Consider the following 20,019-nt stretch of genomic DNA (forward strand, 5'->3'; position numbering starts at 1 on the left):
CCCCATGCATCTCCAAGCCTCCGATCTCGCTGCCTTCAGGGGCGAAGAGCTGATTTTCGAAGGCGTCTCCTTTAGCCTGACATCGGGCGAAGCCCTGGTTCTGACTGGCAAAAACGGCTCCGGGAAGTCGACCCTGCTGCGCGTGCTGGCGGGCCTGCTGCGCCAGGAGACGGGCACGATCACCGTCACCAATGCCAACGGCGCGACCGACATCCGGCTCCCCGAGATCAGCCACTATCTCGGCCACCGCAACGCCATGAAGAGCGAGCTGACGGTGGACGAGAACCTCGCTTTCTGGCGCCGCTACCTCGGTAATGCTGACGGCGGCACCGGCATGTCGATCGAAGACGCCGCCGACGCGGTGGGGCTGTCGGGTATCACCCATCTCCCCTTCGGCTACCTCTCCGCCGGCCAACAACGCCGCTTCGCCTTCGCCAAGCTCCTCGTCTCCCACCGCCCCGTCTGGATCCTCGACGAACCGACCGCAGCGCTGGACGCCAGCGCCGACCAGCTCTTCGCCGGGTTGATCGAGGCGCACCGTGGGGCTGGCGGGATCGTGATTGCGGCGACGCATCAGCCGCTGGGGTTGAGCGATGCGCGGGAGTTGCGGATGGCGGGGTTTTCGGGGGTGAGTGCTGGGGTGTGGGGGTGATGGCGATGTTTGCGAGATACACCGTTGTTGCTCAGCGGGTGTGGCCCCCTCATCCGACCCTTCGGGCCACCTTCTCCCCGTTGGGGCGAAGGGGAGCTCGGCGCGAGCGGCCCGCCACGAGTCCCTTCTCCCCCACGGGGAGAAGATGCCGGCAGGCAGATGAGGGGGCCACGGGCGCTGAGTTCAGCTATAGCCGAGCCGCAAATGCTGCACGTTGTCGTCGCGCCAGGATTACCCCCCTCTGCCCTGCCGGGCATCTCCCCCACAAGGGGGGAGATCGACTCGTTGCGACGGCATCCCCAAACAATGAATATGGAGCGAGCGGCTGCGCCCAGCCAATCTCCCCCCTTGTGGGGGAGATGCCCGGCAGGGCAGAGGGGGGTATCCAACCCACCAACCAATCGATCGTTCCCACCCCAACGAGGGCCCACCCATGACCGCCCTCCTCTTCCGCGACCTCAAACTCTCCATCCGCGCCGGCGGCGGCGCTCTCGTCGGCGTGCTCTTCTTTCTCACCGTCGTCGCCGTCATCCCCTTCGGCGTCGGCCCGGATCTTGCCCTGCTCGCCCGCATCGGCCCGGCCATCGTCTGGATCGGCGCGTTGCTCGCAGCCCTCCTCGGCCTCGACCGCCTGTTCCAGGCGGAGCGTGACGATGGCGCGCTTGATCTGATGCTGATGCAGGAAACGCCGCTGGTCTTGACCGTTCTCGTCAAGTGCCTCGCCCACTGGCTCGCCACCAGCCTGCCGCTGGTGATCGCCTCGCCGCTGCTCGGTCTCTTCATGAACATGAGCGAGAAAGCGATCGGCGCCACCATGCTGACGCTCCTGGTCGGCACGCCCGCCATCACGCTGATCGGCGCGGTCGGCGCGGCGGTCGCCGTGGCGCTGCCGCGCGGCGGCCTGCTGGTGTCGATCCTGGTGCTGCCGCTCACCATCCCGGTGCTGATTTTCGGCGTCAGCGCCACCTATGCGGCCGTCGAGGGACCAGCCCCCTTCCTGCCGCCCTTCCTGATCCTGATCGCGCTGACACTGTTCTTCGCCGTCATCGGCCCGGCGGCGGCGGCATTGGCGCTCAGGAACACATCGGATTGATCATCGGCTTGATTGCCCGTGGCGGCGGATCGCGCTAAGGAGACGGCATGACCGAGAATAGCCTTGCCATCACCAAATTCAGCGATCTTGCCAACCCCACGCGGTTCCTGGCGCTCGCTTCCCGCCTCATCCCCTGGATGGCCGGGATCACCGCCCTCTGTTTTATCGTGGGGCTGTATCTCAGCTTCACGACCGAAGGCGACTACCAGCAGGGCGAAACCGTCCGCATCATGTATATCCACGTGCCGGCGGCCTGGCTGTCGATGATGGGCTATACGATCATGAGCCTGTCGGCGATCGGCACGCTCGTCTGGCGCCACCCGCTGGCCGATGTCTCGGCAAAGGCCGCAGCCCCCTTGGGCGCCGCCTTCACGCTGATCGCGCTCGTTACCGGCTCGCTCTGGGGCAAGCCGATGTGGGGGACGTGGTGGGTCTGGGATGCGCGGCTCACCTCCGTCTTCATCCTGTTCCTGATGTATCTCGGCCTGATCGCGCTCAACCGCGCCATGGAAGACCCGAGCAAGGCCGCGCGCCTCTCGGCCGTCCTGATCCTCGTCGGCTTCGTCAACATCCCGATCATCAAGTTCTCCGTCGACTGGTGGAACACGCTGCATCAATCGGCAAGCGTGCTGCGCCTCGACGGCCCGGCGATCGACCCGGAATTCCTTCGCCCGCTGCTGGTCATGGCGATCGCCTTCACCATGCTCTTCCTGACGCTGCATGTGATGGCGATCCGCAACGAAATCTGGCGCCGCCGGATTGCCGCCCAGCGCCGGCTCGCCGCGCGCCTGGCAAGCCGCGAGGGTTAAAGAGATGACACAGTCCTACGCCTTCTACGTCTACGGCTCCTACCTTTTCGCCGGCCTGATCACCATCGCCGTGACGCTATGGACCTGGCAAGACGGCCGCGCCCGCCGCCGCGAACTCAAAGCGCTCGAAGCCTCCGGCATCCGCCGCCGCTCCGCCCGCGCCAAGGATGCGCCGAACGCACAGGCGAACCCATGACCGACGCGCCGAACACCGAGCCGACGCAGTCCACGCAATCCGCCGCCCCCGGCACGCCGAAGGAAAAGCGCGGCCTCGGCCGCTACGCCTTCGCGCTGATCCCGCTTCTCGTCTTCGCCGGCATTGCCGGCACAGCGGGCAAGATGCTCTACGACCAGGATGTGCACGGCAAGAACATCTCCGAGATTCCCTCGGCGCTGCTCGGCACCAAGGCCCCGTCGCTCGACCTGCCGCCGCTCGAAGGCGCCAACCTGCCGGCGCTCACCGACGCCGCCGTCAAGGGCAAGCTGACCCTGGTCAACGTCTTCGCCTCCTGGTGCATTCCCTGCCGCGAGGAGCATCCGATATTAAAGGAACTGGCGAAGGATAGCCGGCTCAATATTGTCGCGATCAACTACAAGGACAAGAACGACAACGCGCTGGGCTTCCTCGGCGAACTCGGCAACCCCTACAAGGCGATCGGCATCGACCCCAAGGGCCAAGCCGCCATCGACTGGGGCGTCTACGGCATCCCCGAAAGCTACCTCGTCGGCCCGGATGGGACGATCCTCTACAAGCGGGTTGGACCGTTCGACGATATCAGTTTGAAAGAGGGGCTTTATCCGGCGATGGAGAAGGCTTTGGGGAAGGCGGGGTCGTAGGGCGGCTCGGCGAATGAGAGCGGGCGCTTGAGCCCGGAGCCCCCTCATCCCCGGTGCAACTCGTTGCACCGGGGATGAGGGGGCTCCGGGCTCCACGCCAACCACAGCCAAACCTCCAATCACCCCACCAAAGATCGCGGCACCACAAACCTCTCCAACACCCCGCTCCCAACAGTCACATCCCCCCAAGCCACCGCGAAATCAATCACCGCCAAAGCCCCCGTCGGAAACTTCTCCCTGAGCCCGGCAACGCTCTCCCCAGCCGAAACAAGATCGATCGCCAGCTCCTGCAACCCCGGATTATGCCCAACGACCAGCAGCGTGCGAACAGCAGCATCGACACCGCGGATAACCGCCGCGATCCGCTCCGCCACCGCCTCGTAGATCTCCCCCACATCCCGTCGCTCGATATCATCAGGCAGTTCCGCGCCGACAAGCGCCCAACTCTCCTGCGTCCGCCGCGCCGTGGACACCAGCGCGAGATCGGGAACCAGCCCCTCGCGGGCCATGTATCGCCCCATCAGCGGCGCCGCCTTCAAACCGCGACCGCCGAGCGGACGATCATGGTCGTCGACGCCTTCGGGCCAGGCGGATTTGGCGTGGCGCAGCAGAAGCAGGCGGTATCGCGGGAGCGGGGTGGCTGGTGTCATGATGCTCTCCGGATGAGGGATGGGAAATTGTAACCCCATGAACGAAAAAGGACAGGCCGAGCCTGTCCTTTCCAAATCGCGCAATCCAGCCTCTTCCGTCACCGGGAGAGGCTGGAAAATCTTAGTTCCACTCGCGGATATCGACGAAGTGGCCGGCGATGGCCGCGGCAGCTGCCATGGCGGGCGACACCAGGTGGGTGCGGCCCTTGAAGCCCTGGCGTCCCTCGAAGTTGCGGTTGGAGGTCGAGGCGCAACGCTCGCCCGGCTTCAGGCGGTCGTCGTTCATGGCCAGACACATGGAACAGCCAGGCTCGCGCCAATCGAAACCGGCGGCCTTGAAGATCTTGTCGAGGCCTTCGGCTTCCGCCTGTTCCTTGACGAGGCCGGAGCCCGGAACGATCATGGCGCTGACGGTGCCGGCAACGGTCTTGCCTTCGACGACCTTGGCGGCGGCGCGCAGGTCCTCGATGCGGCCGTTGGTACACGAGCCGATGAAGACGCGGTCGACGGCGATGTCGGTGATCTTCGTGCCCGGCTTCAGGCCCATGTAATCAAGCGCGCGCCACTTCGAGGTGCGCTTGTTTTCGTCGGCGATTTCATCCGGGTTCGGAACGATGCCCTGCACTGAGATGACGTCCTCGGGCGAGGAGCCCCAGGAGACGATCGGCGGCAGTTCGGCGGCGTTGAGCGTGACGACGCGGTCGTAATGCGCGCCTTCGTCGGACTTCAGCGTGTTCCAGTATTTGATCGCCTGGTCGAGCGTTTCGCCCTTCGGCGCGCGCGGCTTGCCCTTGATGTATTCGTAGGTGACGTCATCAGGGGCGATCAGGCCGGCGCGGGCGCCGCCTTCGATCGACATGTTGCAGATCGTCATGCGGCCTTCCATCGACAGCGCGCGAATGGCTTCGCCGGCATATTCGATGACGTAGCCGGTGCCGCCTGCCGTGCCGATTTCGCCGATGATGGCGAGCACGATGTCCTTGGCGGTGACGCCAGCGGGCAGCACGCCGTCGACCTGCACCAGCATGTTCTTCGCCTTCTTCTGGATCAGCGTCTGGGTGGCCAGAACGTGTTCCACTTCGGACGTGCCGATGCCGTGCGCCAGCGAGCCGAAGGCGCCGTGCGTCGAGGTGTGGCTGTCGCCGCAGACGATCGTCATGCCGGGCAGCGTGAAGCCCTGTTCCGGTCCGATGATGTGGACGATGCCCTGGCGCTTGTCGCTCGCCGAATAATATTCGACGCCGAACTCGGCCGCGTTGATCGCCAGCTGCTCGACCTGGATGCGGCTTTCCTCGTTCTTGATGCCGAGATGGCGATCGGGCGAGGTCGGCACGTTGTGATCGACGACCGCGAGCGTCTTTTCAGGCGCGCGAACCTTGCGGCCCGTCATGCGCAGCCCTTCGAAGGCCTGCGGCGAGGTGACTTCGTGGACCAGATGGCGGTCGATGTAGAGAAGACAGGTGCCGTCGTCCTGTTGATCGACCAGGTGGTCGTCCCAGATCTTGTCGTAGAGGGTACGAGGTGCGCTCATGGCGATACATCCGTTATTATGCAAAGGGCGTTTGCTTGCAGTGGGGGTATGGAGCTTGGCGGCGCATAGGCCACCGGCCGTCGGTCGATCAGAAAGGGATCAACGAAGTCGGCTGTTGAGCGCACCGGAAACGGTCGCAAAGAAGCGTGCCGGCAGGCGGTAGTGATCCTGCAGCACGAAAATATGCGCCCCAATGCAACTGAACTTGGATTCCATGAGCAGTCACTTACCAATTTTTCCGATGCTCGGCAATTCGATTCATTAGCGCTTTATCGCCGTCCGTCTCTGCCGCGCATTCGTTTCTCGATCTGCCTGAGGCCAAGCGACAGGCCGATCGTCAGGATCAGGTAGATATAGGTGACGATCGAATAGGTTTCAAAGAAGCGGAAGGAGCCGGACGCGTAGATCTTGCCCATCTGCGTGATATCGGAAACCCCGAGCACCGAGACCAGCGAACTATCCTTCACCATCGCCACGAAATCGTTCGACAGCGGCGGAAAGATCACCTTGATCGCCTGCGGAAAGACGACCAGACGAAAACGATGGTAGCGCGACAGGCCGAGCGCCTTGGCGGCTTCGATCTGCCCCTGATCAACCGACTGGATGCCGGCGCGGAAGACTTCGGCGATGAAGGAGGAATAGCCGATCATCAGCGCGATGATCGCACGCCACATCAAGGAGAAATCGCGCACCAGCACCGGTTCCGTAAGCCCGGCATTCACCAGCGGCGCGGTCAGCAAATTATAGGCGGCGACGAAGGCCGGCGCGCCGACGAAGGCGACATAGAACAGAAGCACCAGCATCGGGATGCCTCTGATAACCTCGACATAGAAGCGGGCGATCTGGCGCAGCGCTACGCTGTCCGAAAGCCCGAGCAGGGCTATGCCGAGCCCGAGCAGCGTCGCCAGCGCAAAGCCGACGAGCGTCACGAAAATGGTGATGCCGACGCCATTGAACACGGTGCGGAACACCTGCGCATAGACGTCGTTGGCGATGATGACGGCGGCAAGCACGAGGCCGATCACGACAAGAGCGACCAGCCACCAGGGATAGTCGCCCCTCTCCTGGCCCCGCGGGTTTGGCTGCGGAGCCATCATGCTTCAGTCCGGGCGCGGTATACGGTTACGACAGACGGGATCATTGACCCATCTTGTAGTCGAGGAACCATGTCTTGTTGAGCTTGTCGAAGGTGCCGTCGGCCTTCAGGCTCGCGATTGCCGCATTGACCGGGCCGACCAGATCGGAACCCTTGGGGAAGATGAAGCCGAAATCCTCGGTGCCGAGCGGCCCTCCGATGACCTTCAGCCCGCCATTCGACGCATCGACATAGCCCTGCGCCGCGACGCTGTCGGTCAAGACCACATCGACATCGCCGGCCTTGAGCGCTTGCACCGTGGCGCCGAAGGTCTCGAACAGCTTGATGCGCGGGTTCTGCTCGTTGCCGTCGAGGATCTCGTAGACGGCGGCATAGAAGGGCGAGGTGCCCGGCTGAGCGCCGACCAAGCCGTCATTGAAGGCGCCGAAGGTCTTGGCGTCGGTAAAGCGCGCCTCGTCGCCCCGCACCAGCATGAACTGCTGCGAGCGCATGTAGGGATCGGAGAAGTCGACCTTGGCCTTGCGGTCGTCCTTGATGGTGATCCCGGTCATGCCGATATTGTACTGGTTGTCGGACACCGCCTGGATCATCGCGTCCCAGCTGGTGTTCTGGTACTCGACCTTGAAGTTCAGCCGCTTGGCGATCTCGTTCATCGCATCATATTCCCAGCCGATCTGCTTGCCCGTCTTCGGATCGACGAACTGCAGCGGCGGATAGGCGTTCTCGGTGACGACGACGACGGTCTTGCCCTTGAGATCGGGAAGCTCGGCGGCGGTGGCAGCGAGCGGCGAAAGAGCAAGTGCGGTCAGTCCGGCAAGGACGGTGCGACGAAACAACATGAAATATCTCCCCAAAATAGCGCTCGCGGAAACTGTCATGTTTGCAAAGCCGCTGGCAAGGGGATTGGCGTGCGAGGACGAGGGAAATCGGGAATGGTGGTTTAAAAATGGGGGTGTTTGGAGAATGGTAGGCGTAACGGCAAGGTCTGCGCCCGTGGCCCCCTCATCCCCGGTGCAGCAAGCTGCACCTGACCTGCCGGCACCTTCTCCCCGAGGGGAGAAGGGGAGATGCCGCGCTGTCCCGGCCAAAACAAAACGCTACATGTTTGGTGAGGGGCGCACAACGCCAGCCACCAGCCCCTTCGCCCCAGCGGGGAGAAGTGCCGGAGCGCAGCGAGGCGATGAGGGGGCCACACGGCACAACACTGGCCATCTCCCCCCTTGAACAAAATCCCAATCGGATGTCGGATCACCCATCCCTCGTCCGTCCTTAGGGTCCAACCCATCGCATCAACTTCGGAGGAACACCCCATGCCAAGCACCATCCGCCTGCACCGCGTTCTCGCCACCAAGCCCGAGAAGGTCTACCGCGCCTTTATCGAAGCCGACGCGATGGCCAAGTGGCTGCCGCCGAATGGCTTTACCTGCAGCGTCCATCATTTCGAGCCGACCGTCGGCGGCACCTTCAAGATGTCGTTCCGCAACTTCACATCAGGCAACAGCCATTCCTTCGGCGGCGAATACCTCGAACTCGTGCCCGGCGAACGCGTGCGCTATGTCGACCGCTTCGACGACCCCAACCTGCCGGGCGAGATGGAAGTGACGGTCGAACTCACGAAGGTCTCGGTCGGCACCGAGATCAACATCACCCAGGCCGGCATCCCCGACCTCATCCCGCCGGAAGCCTGCTACCTCGGCTGGCAGGAATCGCTGCGCAATATGGCGCGGCTGATCGAGCCGGAGATTGCGGAGTAGGGGGAAGATCCGTTCGCCGACTTTCCGCAAGTCCCCCTCCCCAAGGGGGAGGGGCTCGCTAGGCTCACCGCTAGCGACAACCGCAACCTCCCAACAATCGAAACGCCCATTGTCGGCACTACGGTGCCACAAGTTGGCCCCTCCCCCTTGTGGGGAGGGGTTGGGGAGGGGTATTCGCCACACCCTCACCCAACGACCAAATGCGTCTTTTGATTGCATTAACGCGGAACCGCTATCCTGACGTCGAAATAATCACCGTCACGGAGCCAGCATGACACCCCGCCCTTCGGATTTTGCCACCGCCGGCTGGGCCTACGGTCCGACGGAAACGGCGTCGGCCATCTGCGCGCTGGAGGCCGCCGGCATCCGGGTGCTTGCGCACACGCTTCATCACACGACGATGGTTCCCCACTTCATGACCGCACTTGGCGGTATCGAGCTTCGCGTTCCCTCGGCCGACGCCGAGAGCGCGCGGGAAGTCCTGGCGTCCATTTCGTTTTCACGCCCACGCGGCAACATCTGGCTGAAAGCGGTAGGTGGGCTTTTGCTTCTGCTGTGGATCGGCATGCCGCTGCCGGCAAGCGGCCTCTATGGCGTGCGCCCCATCGCCGCCGCGCCTCAAAGGATCGAGCCCTAGTCGCAGCGCATTCGCCCACACCCATCACCAAAACAAAAAAGGCGACCCGAAGGTCGCCTTTTTCGTCAATCCTTGCGGATGAAGCTTATTCCGCTGCCGGCTCGGCTGCGGCGGCTGCTTCAGCGGCAGCTGCCTTTTCGGCGGCTTCCTGTGCTGCCTTCTCGGCTGCCAGAGCCTGAGCAGCTGCAACCTTTTCAGCTTCCAGACGTGCCTTTTCCTGAGCGAGAGCGGCGCGCTCGGCGTCGTTGAGCTTGCGGGCGCGAACGCCGGTGTCTTCAACGATACGGGCCGACTTGCCGCGACGGTCGCGCAGGTAGTAGAGCTTGGCGCGACGGACCTTACCGCGGCGAACAACTTCTACGCTTTCGATGGCAGGCGAGTAGACCGGGAATACGCGCTCTACGCCTTCGCCGTAGGAGATCTTGCGGACCGTGAAGTTTTCCTGCAGACCGCCGCCGGAGCGGGCGATGCAGACGCCTTCGTAGGCCTGTACGCGGGTACGCGTGCCTTCCGTGACCTTCACGTTGACGCGGACGGTATCACCAGGAGAAAATTCCGGGAGCGTGCGCTTGGCTTCGATCTTGGCGACCTGTTCGGCCTCAAGCTGCTGAATGATGTTCATGTGTCAACCTCATTGTTGGTTCGACAACCAGAGCGCCCTGCGATCAATCCTTGGGTCATGCCTCGGATCTATGCCTCTGTGAGGCAGGGGCGAATGCGTCTGTCTTTCTTTGCTTGGTTGATGGGAAATTCCCATTCCGGGGGTGCGCATACTCTATCACGCGGGCTTTGTCACCCCTTGAGCGTGAGATTCGTGATTGGGGATGGTGATTGGGTCGCTCCCAAGTCCTCATTTAGCCCCCTCCCCAACCCCTCCCCACAAGGGGGAGGGGCTTGCTGGGCGCACCTTCCCTCCCAAACTGAAGCCTTTCTACAAGCACCAGGAACACGAGTTGGCAGGGAGGTCGCCACAGGTTAACCCCTCCCCCTTGTGGGGAGGGGTTGGGGAGGGGTCTTCATACCGCGTGCGGACGGGTCTTCGTGTCGCCCTGTGCATTATTTGATTAAATATTTGTCAAATGCCCAAATCGGGAGCAAGTTCGATTGTGGCCATTTTGTGGCCCGCGAATCCTAGGAGGGGATTACATGACATCTGGCAATCCGTCGCCCTCGTTGTACAACGAGGATCTGGCGCCCGCTCGGGAGAGGAAGTGGGGCGCCTTCAGCATCTTCAACGTCTGGACCTCGGACGTTCACAGCCTGTGGGGCTATTATCTCGCCGCCAGTCTTTTTCTTCTGTGCGGCAGCTTCATCAATTTCGTCATCGCAATCGGCCTCGGCTCGCTTGTCATCTTCGTGCTGATGAGCCTCGTCGGCAATGCCGGCGTCAAGACGGGCGTGCCGTTCCCGGTGCTGGCGCGCGCCTCGTTCGGCACCTTCGGCGCCAATGCGCCGGCGCTGGTGCGCGCGGTCGTTGCCTGCTTCTGGTATGGCGCGCAGACTGCCGCCGCCTCGGGCGCCATCGTGGCGCTGCTGATCCGCAACGAGAGCATTCTCGCTTTCCACCAGAACAGCCATTTCCTCGGCCACTCGACGCTGGAAGTGATCTGCTACGTCATCGTCTGGGCGCTGCAGCTCCTGATCATCCAGCGCGGCATGGAAACGGTACGCAAGTTCCAGGATTGGGCCGGACCAGCCGTCTGGATCATGATGCTCGTCTTGGCCGTCTATCTCGTCGTCAAGGCAGGCACCTTCTCCTTCGGAGCCGAAATCCCGCGCGACGTGCTGATCGAAAAGACCAAGGACGCCGGCGTCCCCTATGAGCCGGGCACCCTGCCTGCACTCGCCGCCGTCGCCGCCACCTGGATCACCTATTTCGCAGCCCTCTACCTGAACTTCTGCGATTTCTCGCGCTACGCCAAGGACGTGAAGACGCTGCGAAAGGGCAATCTCTGGGGCCTGCCGATCAACCTGCTCGCCTTCTGCCTTGTGGCGGGTGTCACGACCACCGCGGCCTTCACCGTCTATGGCGAGGTGCTGCTGCATCCCGAAGCCATCTCGGCCAAGTTCGACAGCTGGTTCCTGGCGCTTCTGGCGGCCCTCACCTTCGCTGTGGCGACGCTCGGCATCAACGTCGTCGCCAACTTCGTCTCGCCGGCCTTCGACTTCTCCAACGTCTTCCCGCGCCACATCAGCTTCAAGCGCGGCGGCTATATCGCGGCATTGATCGCGCTGGTGCTCTATCCCTTCGCCCCTTGGGAGACGGGTGCCGCCCACTTCGTCAACTTCATCGGCTCGACCATGGGACCGATCTTCGGGGTGATGATGGTGGACTACTACCTGATCAGGAAGGGCGAGCTCGACGTCGCGGCGCTCTATCGCGAAGACGGCGAGTTCCGCTTCCAGAGCGGCTGGCACGTCAACGCCTTCATCGCATTCGCGATCGGCGCGCTCTTCTCCTCCATCCTGCCGACTTTCACGTCTGTCCTGCCGGAATGGTGGGGCACCTACGGCTGGTTCTTCGGCGTCGGCATCGGCGGCGGGGTCTATTATCTCCTGCGCATGACCACCCGCGGCTCCGCCGTCGGTGCTGCCTCGCGATAAACGAAATGCCCGGCTTCGGCCGGGCATATTTCTTTGCAACGGATGCGGCTGGCCGCGTCTTCGAGAGGGATGTTTAGAGCGGCGTTTCAATAGGTTACGGAGCGAAGCCACTGACTCAACCGTCATCCTCGGGCTCGTGCCGAGGATCTAAGCACGTCCCCGCATGCTCGACGCGGATGGACGCTTGGTAGCCTGCTCTCAAAAGGTCGGTGAGACGCTACGACGGCCGTTGCCTCGCCGAAAAATGTCAGCACCGTTGGACTCCGGGCAGCGTGTTTAGATCCTCGGGACAAGCCCGAGGATGACGTCGAGAGGGTGCTTCACTCGGCGTTTCAATGGGTTACCACTGACGCTCAACTATCCCGCCGTCGCCGCAAGCCCTAGTCCTCCAGCAAATCCGGCCGCCGCGCACGCGTCAGCGTCACCGCCTGCTCGCGCCGCCATTTCTCGATCGCGCCGTGATTGCCTGATGTCAGCACCGCGGGGATCTCGCGGCCTTCCCATTCCTGCGGGCGCGTATAGTGCGGATGCTCCAGCATTCCGCCCTCGAAGCTCTCGTGTAGCCCGGAGAGATCGTTGCCCATGACGCCGGGGAGGATGCGGACGATGGCGTCGAGCACGGTGAGTGCTGCGGGCTCGCCGCCCGAGAGCACGTAGTCGCCGATCGACACTTCTTCCAGCTGGCGCGCGTCGATCACCCGCTGGTCCACGCCCTCGAAACGGCCGCAGACGATGATGACGCCTTCGCCGGCTGCCAGTTCGCGCACGCGCTTCTGCGTCAGCGGCTTGCCGCGCGGGCTCATCAGCAGGCGCGGGCGGGTGTCGTTTTCGGAGACCGTATCGATGGCGCGGGCGAGCACGTCGGGCTTCAGCACCATGCCGGCGCCGCCACCGGCCGGCGTGTCGTCGACGGTGCGGTGCTTGTCGGTGGCGAAGTCGCGGATCTGCACGGCATCCAGCGCCCACTGGCCGCGTTCCATCGCCTTGCCGGCCAGCGAATAGCCGAGATGGCCGGGAAACATCTCCGGGTAGAGTGTCAGGACAGTCGCCCGGAAGGCCATCTTATCGCTCACTTCTTTTTCTTTGATTTTTCGCCGCCGGAATTGTCAGGCGTAAACGACGGGCCGTCATCGTCGCTGTCGACGAGGCCTGAGGCCAGCGGATCGATGGTGATCTTGCCGGCTTCGAGGTCGATCTCCAGCACAGAGGCTTCCGAAAACGGGATCAGCACCGGGCGCTTGCCGGGACCCTTCAGTTCGAGCAGGTCGCCGGCGCCGAAATCGAAGATGCCGGTGACGGTGCCGTAGCTGACGCCCTGGTCGTCGACGGCCTCAAGGCCCTCAAGATCGGCGTAGAAGAACTCGTCTTCCTCGAGCTCGTCGTCGGGCAGGTTGTCGCGGTCGATATAGAGCTCCAGACCGTTCAGCGCCTCGGCGGCATTGCGGTCGTTGATCCCCCGGAAGCGCACGACGACGACATTCTTCATCTCGCGGATCTCAAGCACCTCGAAGGTGCGGCCGTCCATGCTGTGCAAATGGCCGTAATCGCCGAGCGCGGTCGGATCTGTGCTGTAGGACTTGGCGCGCACTTCGCCGCGCAGCCCCTGCGCGCCACCGATCGTTGCCATCAGCACCGGATTTTCTAGCTTTGTCATGGCGTCCCTAATGTCGAAGCCGGAGGTTTGGTTCGTCATAACCGAAGTGAACGGGAATGGAAACGAAAACGGGCGGCATGTCGCCATGCCGCCCGTTCGATCAAGGCCGAAGCCCGGAATTATTCCGCGGAAGCAGCAGCTTCTGCAGCGTCGGCGATCTTCTGAGCCTTTTCAGCTGCACGCTCCTGAGCGCGCTTGCCGGGCTTTGCCTTTTCCGGGTTGTTCTTGGCTTCGCGCTTTGCAAGGCCAGCTTCGCTCAGGAAGCGCAGAACGCGGTCGGTCGGCTGTGCACCCTGTGCCATCCAGTGAGCGATGCGGTCGGCGTCGAGCTTGACGCGGGCATCGTTGTCCTTGGCGAGCATCGGGTTCCAGGAACCGAGGTTCTCGAGGAAGCGGCCGTCGCGCGGCGAACGGGCGTCAGCTAGAACGATGTGGTAGTACGGGCGCTTCTTGGAACCACCGCGTGCGAGACGAATTTTCAGTGCCATTTTCTTTACTCCTTGGATGTGTCTGAACCGCTTTTTGTTGAAGCGGCCTTGTTACTTTGCAGCAGCGCCGTTTTCGGCGTGATCCGCTGCGATCTGCTCATGATGCCGGATGACTTCCTTGATGACGAAGTTCAGGAACTTCTCGGCGAAATCCGGATCCAGATTGGCATCCTTGGCCAGGTGGCGAAGGCGTTCGATCTGGTATTCCTCGCGCGCCGGGTCTGCCGGCGGCAACTTGTACTTGGCCTTGAGAACGCCGACCTCTTTGGTGCAGCGGAACCGTTCGGCCAGGATATGCACCAGCGCCGCGTCGATATTGTCGATCGACTGGCGATAGCTCAAAAGCTGGGCTTTGATTTCAGGATCAATCATAGTCTGGGCGACCCCTTCACTTCTTCTTTGGCAGGCCGGGAAGGCCCGGAAAACCACCGCCGAGGCCGGGCAGCTTGGCGCCGCCGAGACCTGGCAAACCACCGCCGCCGAGGCCCGGCATGCCGCCGCCCGGCTTGCCGAGGCCAGCGGCTTCCGCCTGCTTCTGCAAGGCTTCGAGCTGCTTCGGATCGATGTTGGAGAGATCGGGCATGCCGCCCATGCCGCCGCCAAGGCCACCGAGGCCCATCTTGCCGGCAAGGCCGCCCATCATCTGCTTCATCATGCCGCCTTTGCCCTTGCCGCCCATCATCTTCATCATGTCCGCCATCTGGCGGTGCATCTTCAGAAGCTTGTTGATGTCGGAGGCATCGGTGCCGGAACCGGCGGCGATACGCTTCTTGCGCGAATGCTTGAGCATGTCGGGGTTGGCACGCTCGGCCTTGGTCATCGAACCGATGATCGCGAGCTGGCGGCCGAACAGGCTGTCGTTGAGGCCGGCCGAAGCCATCTTGTCCTTCATCCCCGCCATGCCGGGCATCATGCTCATGATGCCGCCCATGCCGCCCATCTTCTGCATCTGGCGCAGCTGGTCGGCGAGGTCGTTCAAATCGAACTTGCCCTTGGCCATCTTGGCGGCCATGGCGGCCGCCTTTTCGGCGTCGATGTTTTCGGCGGCGCGCTCGACCAGCGAAACGATGTCGCCCATGCCGAGAATGCGGTCCGCGATACGGCGCGGGTGGAACTCCTCGAGTTCGCCCATGCGCTCGCCGACACCGATGAGCTTGATCGGCTTGCCGGTGACGGCACGCATCGAAAGCGCCGCACCGCCACGGCCGTCGCCGTCCATGCGGGTGAGCACCAAGCCGGTGATGCCGACGCGTTCGTCGAAGTTGCGCGCCAGGTTGACGGCGTCCTGACCGGTCAAGCTATCCGCGACCAGCAGGATTTCATGCGGGTCCGACTTCTTCTTGATGTCGGCCATTTCGACCATCAAGGGCTCGTCGATATGCGTGCGGCCGGCGGTGTCGAGGATGACGACGTCATGGCCGCCGAGCCTGGCTGCCTGCACGGCGCGCGCGGCGATATCAGTCGGCGACTGGCCGGCAATGACCGGCAGCGTATCGACATTGGTCTGCACGCCGAGCTGGCGCAGCTGCTCCTGGGCGGCCGGGCGTCGCGTATCGAGCGACGCCATCAGGACCTTCTTCTTCTCGCGGTCGGTAAGCCGCTTGGCGATCTTCGCAGACGTCGTTGTCTTGCCCGAGCCCTGCAGACCGACCATCATGATGACGACGGGGGCCGCCGCATGCAGGTCGACGCCCACGCCTTCGCCGCCGAGCATCTCGATCAGCTCGTCATGGACGATCTTGACGACCATCTGGCCGGGCTTGATCGACTTCAGGATCTCGGCGCCGACGGCCTTTTCACGAACGCGATCGGTAAAGGCGCGCACCACGTCGAGCGCGACGTCGGCCTCCAGAAGCGCACGGCGAACCTCGCGCAGCGCTGCGGAAACATCGGCCTCCGAAAGCGCGCCACGGCCTGTCAGTCCATTCAGAATGGATCCAAGACGGTCCTGGAGGTTCTCAAACATCGGCTCTTCCTTGTGATTTCCGGATAGGGAAACCTTGTGCTTTTCCTTGACGAAAACAAGACGCATAGCCAAAAAGCACCCGAGGGCGCATCGCGCTGTCGGGTGTGGACCTCCGGGATCGATTTATACCTTTGCGGGTCCCGGTCGGTGGCTCGAGTCTTGAAGCTCGTCGCAGATTGAGCGGCGGTAAACAGGAAAACGGCCGGAGAGTCAAGGCAATCAGGGCAAATAAGCGGTTCTCGGCCTTTCAAAAGCCGACGCGGCAACCCAAATGCAGAGGCCCGAACAGCATATCACGGCGACAAGGCTCCCACCGCATGGCAAACGCCAAACCCCAAAATCCCTACTACCAGGGCCCGGTCACCGACCATTTCGACGGCACCCGCTTCTTCAACCCCGGCGGCATCGCGCCCCTCAGCTTCCGCGCCATGCTGCGCTGGCAGTTCAACGGCGAGCGGCAGAGCTGGCAAAAGCAGGTGCCGAGCCCCTTCCCGCAGGCCAAACCCGATGCCTGCGTCGAAGGCGACGGCCTGAGGGTGACCATGGTCGGCCACGCCTCGATGCTGGTGCAGGTGGCGGGCCTCAATATCCTCACCGACCCCGTCTGGTCCGACCGTGTCAGCCCCTTCTCTTTCGCCGGCCCGAAGCGGGTGACCGCGCCCGGCATCCGTTTCGAGGACTTGCCGAAGATCGACCTCGTGCTCGTCACGCACAATCACTACGACCATCTCGACGTCGCAACCCTGAAGCGGCTGCAGGCGGCCCACCGGCCCCACTTCATCACCCCGCTCGGCAACGACACGATCATCCGCCGCGCCGCGCCTGACGCCAAGATCTCCACCGTGGACTGGGGCGACCGCATCGCGATATCAGACGCCATCACCCTCGACGCCGAGCCGGCGCATCACTGGTCGGCGCGCGGCACTGGTGACCGCAGCATGGCGCTCTGGGCGTCCTTCGTCATCTCGACTCCATCGGGCAAGATTTACCACGTCGGCGACACCGGCTTTCACGACGGCATTAACTATCGCTCGGCCGGAGAGAAACACGGACCCTTCCGCCTCGCTATCCTGCCCTTCGGCGCCTACGAGCCGCGCTGGTTCATGCAGGGCCAGCACCAGAACCCCGACGAAGCCGTCCACGGCATGCAACTCGCCAACGCCGCCCATGTGGCGGGGCACCACTTCGCGACGTTTCAGCTGACCGACGAGGCGATGGACGCGCCGGTGCGGGCATTGGAGGCTGCGTTGCGGGAGCATGGGGTGGCGCGGGAGCGGTTCCGGCCGCTGAGGGCCGGCGAGGTGTTTGATGTGCCAGCGGGGTGATGGGCGGTGGTTTTCGCATCCATGACCGTTGCGTTCCGGGAGGCGTGGTTAGATCCTCGGGACAAGCCCGAGGATGACGTCGAGAATTTATTTCACCTCACGCTTTCAATAGGTTACGAGCGAACGCCACTCACTCCATCGTCATCCTCGGGCTCGTCCCGAGGATCTAAGCACGGTCCCACTTGCTCGACGTCCGTGGACACTTGGCACCACCACGACACCACAAAACCCCGCGCCCGAGCAAGACTCGGCGACGGCAGCGGGCGGTGCCCCATAAAAACGGGAACGGGCAGGCGGCATTGTATGGTTGGTATGTGTGTCAGGCGTTTCCACCTGCCCGATTGCTTCAAGGTTTCCGGTTCGTCTAAGCCGACAGGAGCGTCTCTCGGCCTTTCTTTGCCGGATGATCCCGCGGCCCTGACGGCCTTGGAACCACCTCTGACAACCATCACCGAACGCCGGATGCCAACCTTGGCGTTACCGGTTCGCGAACCCGGCTCCCTGTCCGATGACATGGCCATTGTGGAGCGACGCCGGATGACGGGGATAACGAGGCGCGCCGAATTTCGCTATCATGCTGATAATGTCGGGATGCTTCTCGGTCGTGCCGCGAAATTTTCCCCGCCGCCACGGTGTGGACAGGAGCGGATGGGCCGATCACGCCGCCACTGGTAATTCCCGCGCATTTCCGCCATATACAGCCCAAACACACATGGACATGAGACAATGAGCGCAACGGTCGAATTCGCGAGGATGAACGGGCTTGGCAACAAGATCCTGGTTGTCGACATGCGCGGGCGCAAGGACAAGGTCACACCCGAAGCCGCGATCGCGCTCAATGCGGCCTCCGAGACCCAGTTCGACCAGATCATGGCGATCCACGATCCGAAGGCCGAGGGCACCGATGCCTGGATCGATATCCTGAACTGCGACGGCACCAAGGCGCAGGCCTGCGGCAACGGCACGCGCTGCGTGGTGCAGGCGCTGTCGGCCGAGACCGGCCAGAAGGTCTTCACTTTCCAGACCGTCGCCGGCATCCTGAACGCCGCCGAGCACGAGGATGGGACGATCTCGGTCGACATGGGCCGACCGGTTTTCCAGTGGGACAAGATCCCGCTTGCGGAAGAGTTCTTCGATACCAGCCGCATCGAGCTGCAGATCGGACCGATCGACAATCCGGTGCTGCATTCGCCTTCGGCCATGTCGATCGGCAATCCGCATGCGATCTTCTGGGTCGACAGGGATCCGATGAGCTTCGATCTGGAGCGCTTCGGGCCGCTGCTCGAAAATCACCCGATGTTTCCCGAGAAGGCCAATATCACGCTTGCGCAGGTGACGTCCGACGCGAGCCTGCGCACCCGCACCTGGGAGCGCGGCGCCGGCCTGACGCTTGCCTGCGGTTCGGCCGCCTGCGCAGCAGGCGTCTCCGCCGCGCGCACCGGCCGTACCGGCCGCAAGGTCACGATCGATGTCGCCACCGCGCCGAGCCGGCAGCCGCTCACCATCGAATGGCGTGAGGACGACCACGTCGTCATGACCGGTCCTGCCGAATGGGAATGGTCCGGCACCGTCGATCCCGTGACCGGCGCTTGGCAGCGTGATGAGGCGGTCGAGGCTCCGGGGGCGGAAGCCAAGTGAGTGGGGTCGAGGTCATCACCTTCGGCTGTCGTCTGAATACCTACGAATCCGAAGTGATGCGGGCCGAGGCCGAGAAGGCCGGGCTGAACAACGCCATTCTGGTCAATACCTGCGCCGTTACGGGCGAGGCCGTGCGCCAGGCGCGCCAGCCGATCCGCCGCGCGCGTCGCGACAATCCTGAAGCCCGCATCATCGTCACTGGCTGCGCCGCGCAGACCGAGAAACACACCTTCGCCGAGATGGCCGAGGTCGACGCTGTGCTCGGCAACGAAGAGAAGCTTGCGAGCGCCAACTATCGCGCGCTTCCGGATTTCGGCGTCTCGGCCGAAGAGAAGCTGCGCGTCAACGACATCATGAGCGTCAAGGCGACCGCGCCGCAGATGGTCAAGCATATCGACGGCCACGTGCGCGCCTTCATCCAGGTGCAGAACGGCTGCGACCACCGCTGCACCTTCTGCATCATCCCTTATGGCCGCGGCAATTCGCGCTCGGTGCCGATGGGATCGGTGGTCGATCAGGCGCGCAAGCTCACCGAAAGCGGTTATCGCGAGATCGTGCTGACAGGCGTCGACGCCACCAGCTACGGCGCCGACCTGCCGGGCGAGCCGACGCTGGGGTTGCTGGCGAAGACGCTTCTGAAGCAGGTGCCCGACATCCGGCGTCTCCGTCTGTCGTCGATCGACAGCATCGAGGCGGACCGACATCTCCTCGATCTCATCGCCGACGAAACGCGCTTCATGCCGCATCTGCATCTGTCGCTGCAGCATGGCGACGACATGATCCTGAAGCGGATGAAGCGCAGGCATTCCAGCGCCGATGCGCTTGCTTTCGTCAACGAGGTCAGAAGGCTGCGGCCGGAGATCTCGATCGGCGCCGACATGATCGCCGGTTTCCCGACCGAGACGGAAGAGATGTTCGGCAATGCAGTGAGGCTCGCCGAGGATGCGCGGATCGCGCATCTGCACGTCTTCCCCTACAGCCCGCGACCGGGAACACCGGCGGCACGGATGCCGCAGCTCGACCGGGCGTTGGTCAAGGAGCGGGCCGCACGGTTGCGCGCCACTGGACATATGCTGCATCAGTCCCATCTCGACGAGATGGTCGGCACGCGGCAATGGCTGCTGGTGGAAAACAACGGACTGGCGCATACGGAAAACTTCACGCTTGTCGCAGCGCCGGGCTTAAGCCCCCGCGCGCTGGTCGAGGTCGATATCGTCGGCCACAACGGCAAGCACCTCGACATGCAACTGACGGCCGCCTCCGCGGCCTGACCTGACGGAATTCT

The 20,019-nt window shown here is 63.4% G+C and carries 21 protein-coding genes; 11 read left to right on the top strand and 10 right to left on the bottom strand.

The window, feature by feature from the left end; genetic code table 11:
• Nucleotides 1–4 precede the first annotated feature (4 nt).
• The 5 genes from ccmA (at nt 5) to J5286_RS20620 (ending at nt 3,391) form a co-directional block, all read left to right on the top strand.
• Nucleotides 5–652, top strand: coding sequence for a heme ABC exporter ATP-binding protein CcmA (gene ccmA, locus J5286_RS20600; protein WP_209191915.1), 648 nt, complete (start codon nt 5–7; stop codon nt 650–652).
• Nucleotides 653–1,085: 433 nt separating this feature from the next.
• Nucleotides 1,086–1,745 carry a heme exporter protein CcmB gene (ccmB, locus tag J5286_RS20605; RefSeq protein ID WP_018902259.1) on the top strand — a complete coding sequence of 220 codons (660 nt, stop codon included), beginning with the start codon at nt 1,086–1,088 and terminating at the stop codon, nt 1,743–1,745.
• A 47-nt stretch (nt 1,746–1,792) separates the two neighbouring features.
• Nucleotides 1,793–2,554, top strand: coding sequence for a heme ABC transporter permease (locus tag J5286_RS20610; RefSeq protein WP_209191916.1), 762 nt, complete (start codon nt 1,793–1,795; stop codon nt 2,552–2,554).
• Nucleotides 2,555–2,558: 4 nt separating this feature from the next.
• Nucleotides 2,559–2,750: a heme exporter protein CcmD gene (gene ccmD, locus J5286_RS20615; RefSeq protein WP_209191917.1), complete on the top strand. Its 192-nt coding sequence runs from the start codon at nt 2,559–2,561 to the stop codon at nt 2,748–2,750.
• Nucleotides 2,747–3,391, top strand: coding sequence for a DsbE family thiol:disulfide interchange protein (locus J5286_RS20620; RefSeq protein WP_245206350.1), 645 nt, complete (start codon nt 2,747–2,749; stop codon nt 3,389–3,391). The genes ccmD and J5286_RS20620 overlap by 4 nt, the downstream gene beginning before the upstream one ends.
• A gap of 119 nt (nt 3,392–3,510) precedes the next feature.
• Here J5286_RS20620 and J5286_RS20625 read toward each other — a convergent pair whose 3' ends face one another.
• From J5286_RS20625 to J5286_RS20640, 4 genes are all read right to left on the bottom strand, one after another.
• Entirely contained in the window at nt 3,511–4,041 is a 531-nt protein-coding gene (locus J5286_RS20625; protein ID WP_209191918.1) for a SixA phosphatase family protein, read from the bottom strand.
• A 121-nt stretch (nt 4,042–4,162) separates the two neighbouring features.
• Entirely contained in the window at nt 4,163–5,572 is a 1,410-nt protein-coding gene (gene leuC / locus J5286_RS20630; protein ID WP_111562604.1) for a 3-isopropylmalate dehydratase large subunit, read from the bottom strand.
• A 269-nt stretch (nt 5,573–5,841) separates the two neighbouring features.
• Nucleotides 5,842–6,666, bottom strand: a complete 825-nt coding sequence (locus J5286_RS20635) for an amino acid ABC transporter permease (protein ID WP_209192010.1) — start codon at nt 6,664–6,666, stop codon at nt 5,842–5,844.
• 43 nt (nt 6,667–6,709) lie between these two features.
• Nucleotides 6,710–7,507 carry a transporter substrate-binding domain-containing protein gene (locus tag J5286_RS20640; RefSeq protein WP_209191919.1) on the bottom strand — a complete coding sequence of 266 codons (798 nt, stop codon included), beginning with the start codon at nt 7,505–7,507 and terminating at the stop codon, nt 6,710–6,712.
• 471 nt (nt 7,508–7,978) lie between these two features.
• Here J5286_RS20640 and J5286_RS20645 point away from each other — a divergent pair, with 471 nt between their 5' ends.
• Together J5286_RS20645 and J5286_RS20650 are read left to right on the top strand one after the other, a co-directional pair.
• The gene (locus J5286_RS20645; RefSeq protein ID WP_209191920.1) at nt 7,979–8,422 is read left to right on the top strand and encodes an SRPBCC family protein; all 444 of its coding nucleotides are present in this window, start codon (nt 7,979–7,981) and stop codon (nt 8,420–8,422) included.
• A gap of 271 nt (nt 8,423–8,693) precedes the next feature.
• Complete coding sequence (locus J5286_RS20650) at nt 8,694–9,059, top strand: hypothetical protein (protein WP_209191921.1); 366 nt, start codon at nt 8,694–8,696, stop codon at nt 9,057–9,059.
• Between the two features lie 85 nt (nt 9,060–9,144).
• On the opposite strand, the gene rplS is transcribed toward J5286_RS20650, so the two are convergent.
• Nucleotides 9,145–9,681, bottom strand: a complete 537-nt coding sequence (gene rplS / locus J5286_RS20655) for a 50S ribosomal protein L19 (RefSeq protein WP_047508847.1) — start codon at nt 9,679–9,681, stop codon at nt 9,145–9,147.
• Between the two features lie 524 nt (nt 9,682–10,205).
• Between rplS and J5286_RS20660 the strand changes: the two genes are divergently transcribed.
• Entirely contained in the window at nt 10,206–11,663 is a 1,458-nt protein-coding gene (locus J5286_RS20660; protein ID WP_209191922.1) for an NCS1 family nucleobase:cation symporter-1, read from the top strand.
• A gap of 380 nt (nt 11,664–12,043) precedes the next feature.
• On the opposite strand, the gene trmD is transcribed toward J5286_RS20660, so the two are convergent.
• From trmD to ffh, 5 genes are all read right to left on the bottom strand, one after another.
• Nucleotides 12,044–12,724 carry a tRNA (guanosine(37)-N1)-methyltransferase TrmD gene (gene trmD, locus J5286_RS20665; RefSeq protein WP_209192011.1) on the bottom strand — a complete coding sequence of 227 codons (681 nt, stop codon included), beginning with the start codon at nt 12,722–12,724 and terminating at the stop codon, nt 12,044–12,046.
• A gap of 8 nt (nt 12,725–12,732) precedes the next feature.
• Nucleotides 12,733–13,317 carry a ribosome maturation factor RimM gene (gene rimM, locus J5286_RS20670; RefSeq protein WP_209191923.1) on the bottom strand — a complete coding sequence of 195 codons (585 nt, stop codon included), beginning with the start codon at nt 13,315–13,317 and terminating at the stop codon, nt 12,733–12,735.
• A 119-nt stretch (nt 13,318–13,436) separates the two neighbouring features.
• Nucleotides 13,437–13,805 (bottom strand): 30S ribosomal protein S16, encoded by a 369-nt coding sequence (gene rpsP / locus J5286_RS20675; protein WP_209191924.1) that lies wholly within the window; start codon nt 13,803–13,805, stop codon nt 13,437–13,439.
• A gap of 51 nt (nt 13,806–13,856) precedes the next feature.
• Nucleotides 13,857–14,177, bottom strand: a complete 321-nt coding sequence (locus J5286_RS20680; protein WP_018901910.1) for a chorismate mutase — start codon at nt 14,175–14,177, stop codon at nt 13,857–13,859.
• 16 nt (nt 14,178–14,193) lie between these two features.
• On the bottom strand, nt 14,194–15,771 hold the full coding sequence (ffh, locus tag J5286_RS20685) for a signal recognition particle protein (protein ID WP_209191925.1): 1,578 nt from the start codon (nt 15,769–15,771) through the stop codon (nt 14,194–14,196).
• A gap of 317 nt (nt 15,772–16,088) precedes the next feature.
• On the opposite strand from ffh, the gene J5286_RS20690 reads away from it, so the two are divergent.
• The 3 genes from J5286_RS20690 (at nt 16,089) to mtaB (ending at nt 20,005) form a co-directional block, all read left to right on the top strand.
• Nucleotides 16,089–17,096, top strand: coding sequence for an MBL fold metallo-hydrolase (locus J5286_RS20690; protein WP_209191926.1), 1,008 nt, complete (start codon nt 16,089–16,091; stop codon nt 17,094–17,096).
• Between the two features lie 726 nt (nt 17,097–17,822).
• Nucleotides 17,823–18,734, top strand: coding sequence for a diaminopimelate epimerase (gene dapF / locus J5286_RS20695; RefSeq protein WP_209191927.1), 912 nt, complete (start codon nt 17,823–17,825; stop codon nt 18,732–18,734).
• Nucleotides 18,731–20,005, top strand: a complete 1,275-nt coding sequence (gene mtaB / locus J5286_RS20700; protein ID WP_209215379.1) for a tRNA (N(6)-L-threonylcarbamoyladenosine(37)-C(2))-methylthiotransferase MtaB — start codon at nt 18,731–18,733, stop codon at nt 20,003–20,005. The genes dapF and mtaB overlap by 4 nt, the downstream gene beginning before the upstream one ends.
• Nucleotides 20,006–20,019: the final 14 nt, after the last annotated feature.

The sequence above is a fragment of the Rhizobium sp. 16-488-2b genome (assembly GCF_017741815.1).
In the GTDB taxonomy this organism is placed as follows: domain Bacteria; phylum Pseudomonadota; class Alphaproteobacteria; order Rhizobiales; family Rhizobiaceae; genus Rhizobium.

What these genes read in the sequence shown, in the direction of transcription:
- rplS (WP_047508847.1), bottom strand. Translation starts at nt 9,681, where the DNA reads ATGAACATCATTCAGCAGCTTGAGGCCGAACAGGTCGCCAAGATCGAA.
- ccmA (WP_209191915.1), top strand. Translation starts at nt 5, where the DNA reads ATGCATCTCCAAGCCTCCGATCTCGCTGCCTTCAGGGGCGAAGAGCTG.
- ccmB (WP_018902259.1), top strand. Translation starts at nt 1,086, where the DNA reads ATGACCGCCCTCCTCTTCCGCGACCTCAAACTCTCCATCCGCGCCGGC.
- J5286_RS20660 (WP_209191922.1), top strand. Translation starts at nt 10,206, where the DNA reads ATGACATCTGGCAATCCGTCGCCCTCGTTGTACAACGAGGATCTGGCG.
- J5286_RS20640 (WP_209191919.1), bottom strand. Translation starts at nt 7,507, where the DNA reads ATGTTGTTTCGTCGCACCGTCCTTGCCGGACTGACCGCACTTGCTCTT.
- J5286_RS20690 (WP_209191926.1), top strand. Translation starts at nt 16,089, where the DNA reads ATGGCAAACGCCAAACCCCAAAATCCCTACTACCAGGGCCCGGTCACC.
- J5286_RS20620 (WP_245206350.1), top strand. Translation starts at nt 2,747, where the DNA reads ATGACCGACGCGCCGAACACCGAGCCGACGCAGTCCACGCAATCCGCC.
- leuC (WP_111562604.1), bottom strand. Translation starts at nt 5,572, where the DNA reads ATGAGCGCACCTCGTACCCTCTACGACAAGATCTGGGACGACCACCTG.
- ffh (WP_209191925.1), bottom strand. Translation starts at nt 15,771, where the DNA reads ATGTTTGAGAACCTCCAGGACCGTCTTGGATCCATTCTGAATGGACTG.
- J5286_RS20645 (WP_209191920.1), top strand. Translation starts at nt 7,979, where the DNA reads ATGCCAAGCACCATCCGCCTGCACCGCGTTCTCGCCACCAAGCCCGAG.
- dapF (WP_209191927.1), top strand. Translation starts at nt 17,823, where the DNA reads ATGAGCGCAACGGTCGAATTCGCGAGGATGAACGGGCTTGGCAACAAG.
- rimM (WP_209191923.1), bottom strand. Translation starts at nt 13,317, where the DNA reads ATGACAAAGCTAGAAAATCCGGTGCTGATGGCAACGATCGGTGGCGCG.
- ccmD (WP_209191917.1), top strand. Translation starts at nt 2,559, where the DNA reads ATGACACAGTCCTACGCCTTCTACGTCTACGGCTCCTACCTTTTCGCC.
- J5286_RS20635 (WP_209192010.1), bottom strand. Translation starts at nt 6,666, where the DNA reads ATGGCTCCGCAGCCAAACCCGCGGGGCCAGGAGAGGGGCGACTATCCC.
- J5286_RS20625 (WP_209191918.1), bottom strand. Translation starts at nt 4,041, where the DNA reads ATGACACCAGCCACCCCGCTCCCGCGATACCGCCTGCTTCTGCTGCGC.
- trmD (WP_209192011.1), bottom strand. Translation starts at nt 12,724, where the DNA reads ATGGCCTTCCGGGCGACTGTCCTGACACTCTACCCGGAGATGTTTCCC.
- J5286_RS20680 (WP_018901910.1), bottom strand. Translation starts at nt 14,177, where the DNA reads ATGATTGATCCTGAAATCAAAGCCCAGCTTTTGAGCTATCGCCAGTCG.
- rpsP (WP_209191924.1), bottom strand. Translation starts at nt 13,805, where the DNA reads ATGGCACTGAAAATTCGTCTCGCACGCGGTGGTTCCAAGAAGCGCCCG.
- J5286_RS20650 (WP_209191921.1), top strand. Translation starts at nt 8,694, where the DNA reads ATGACACCCCGCCCTTCGGATTTTGCCACCGCCGGCTGGGCCTACGGT.
- J5286_RS20610 (WP_209191916.1), top strand. Translation starts at nt 1,793, where the DNA reads ATGACCGAGAATAGCCTTGCCATCACCAAATTCAGCGATCTTGCCAAC.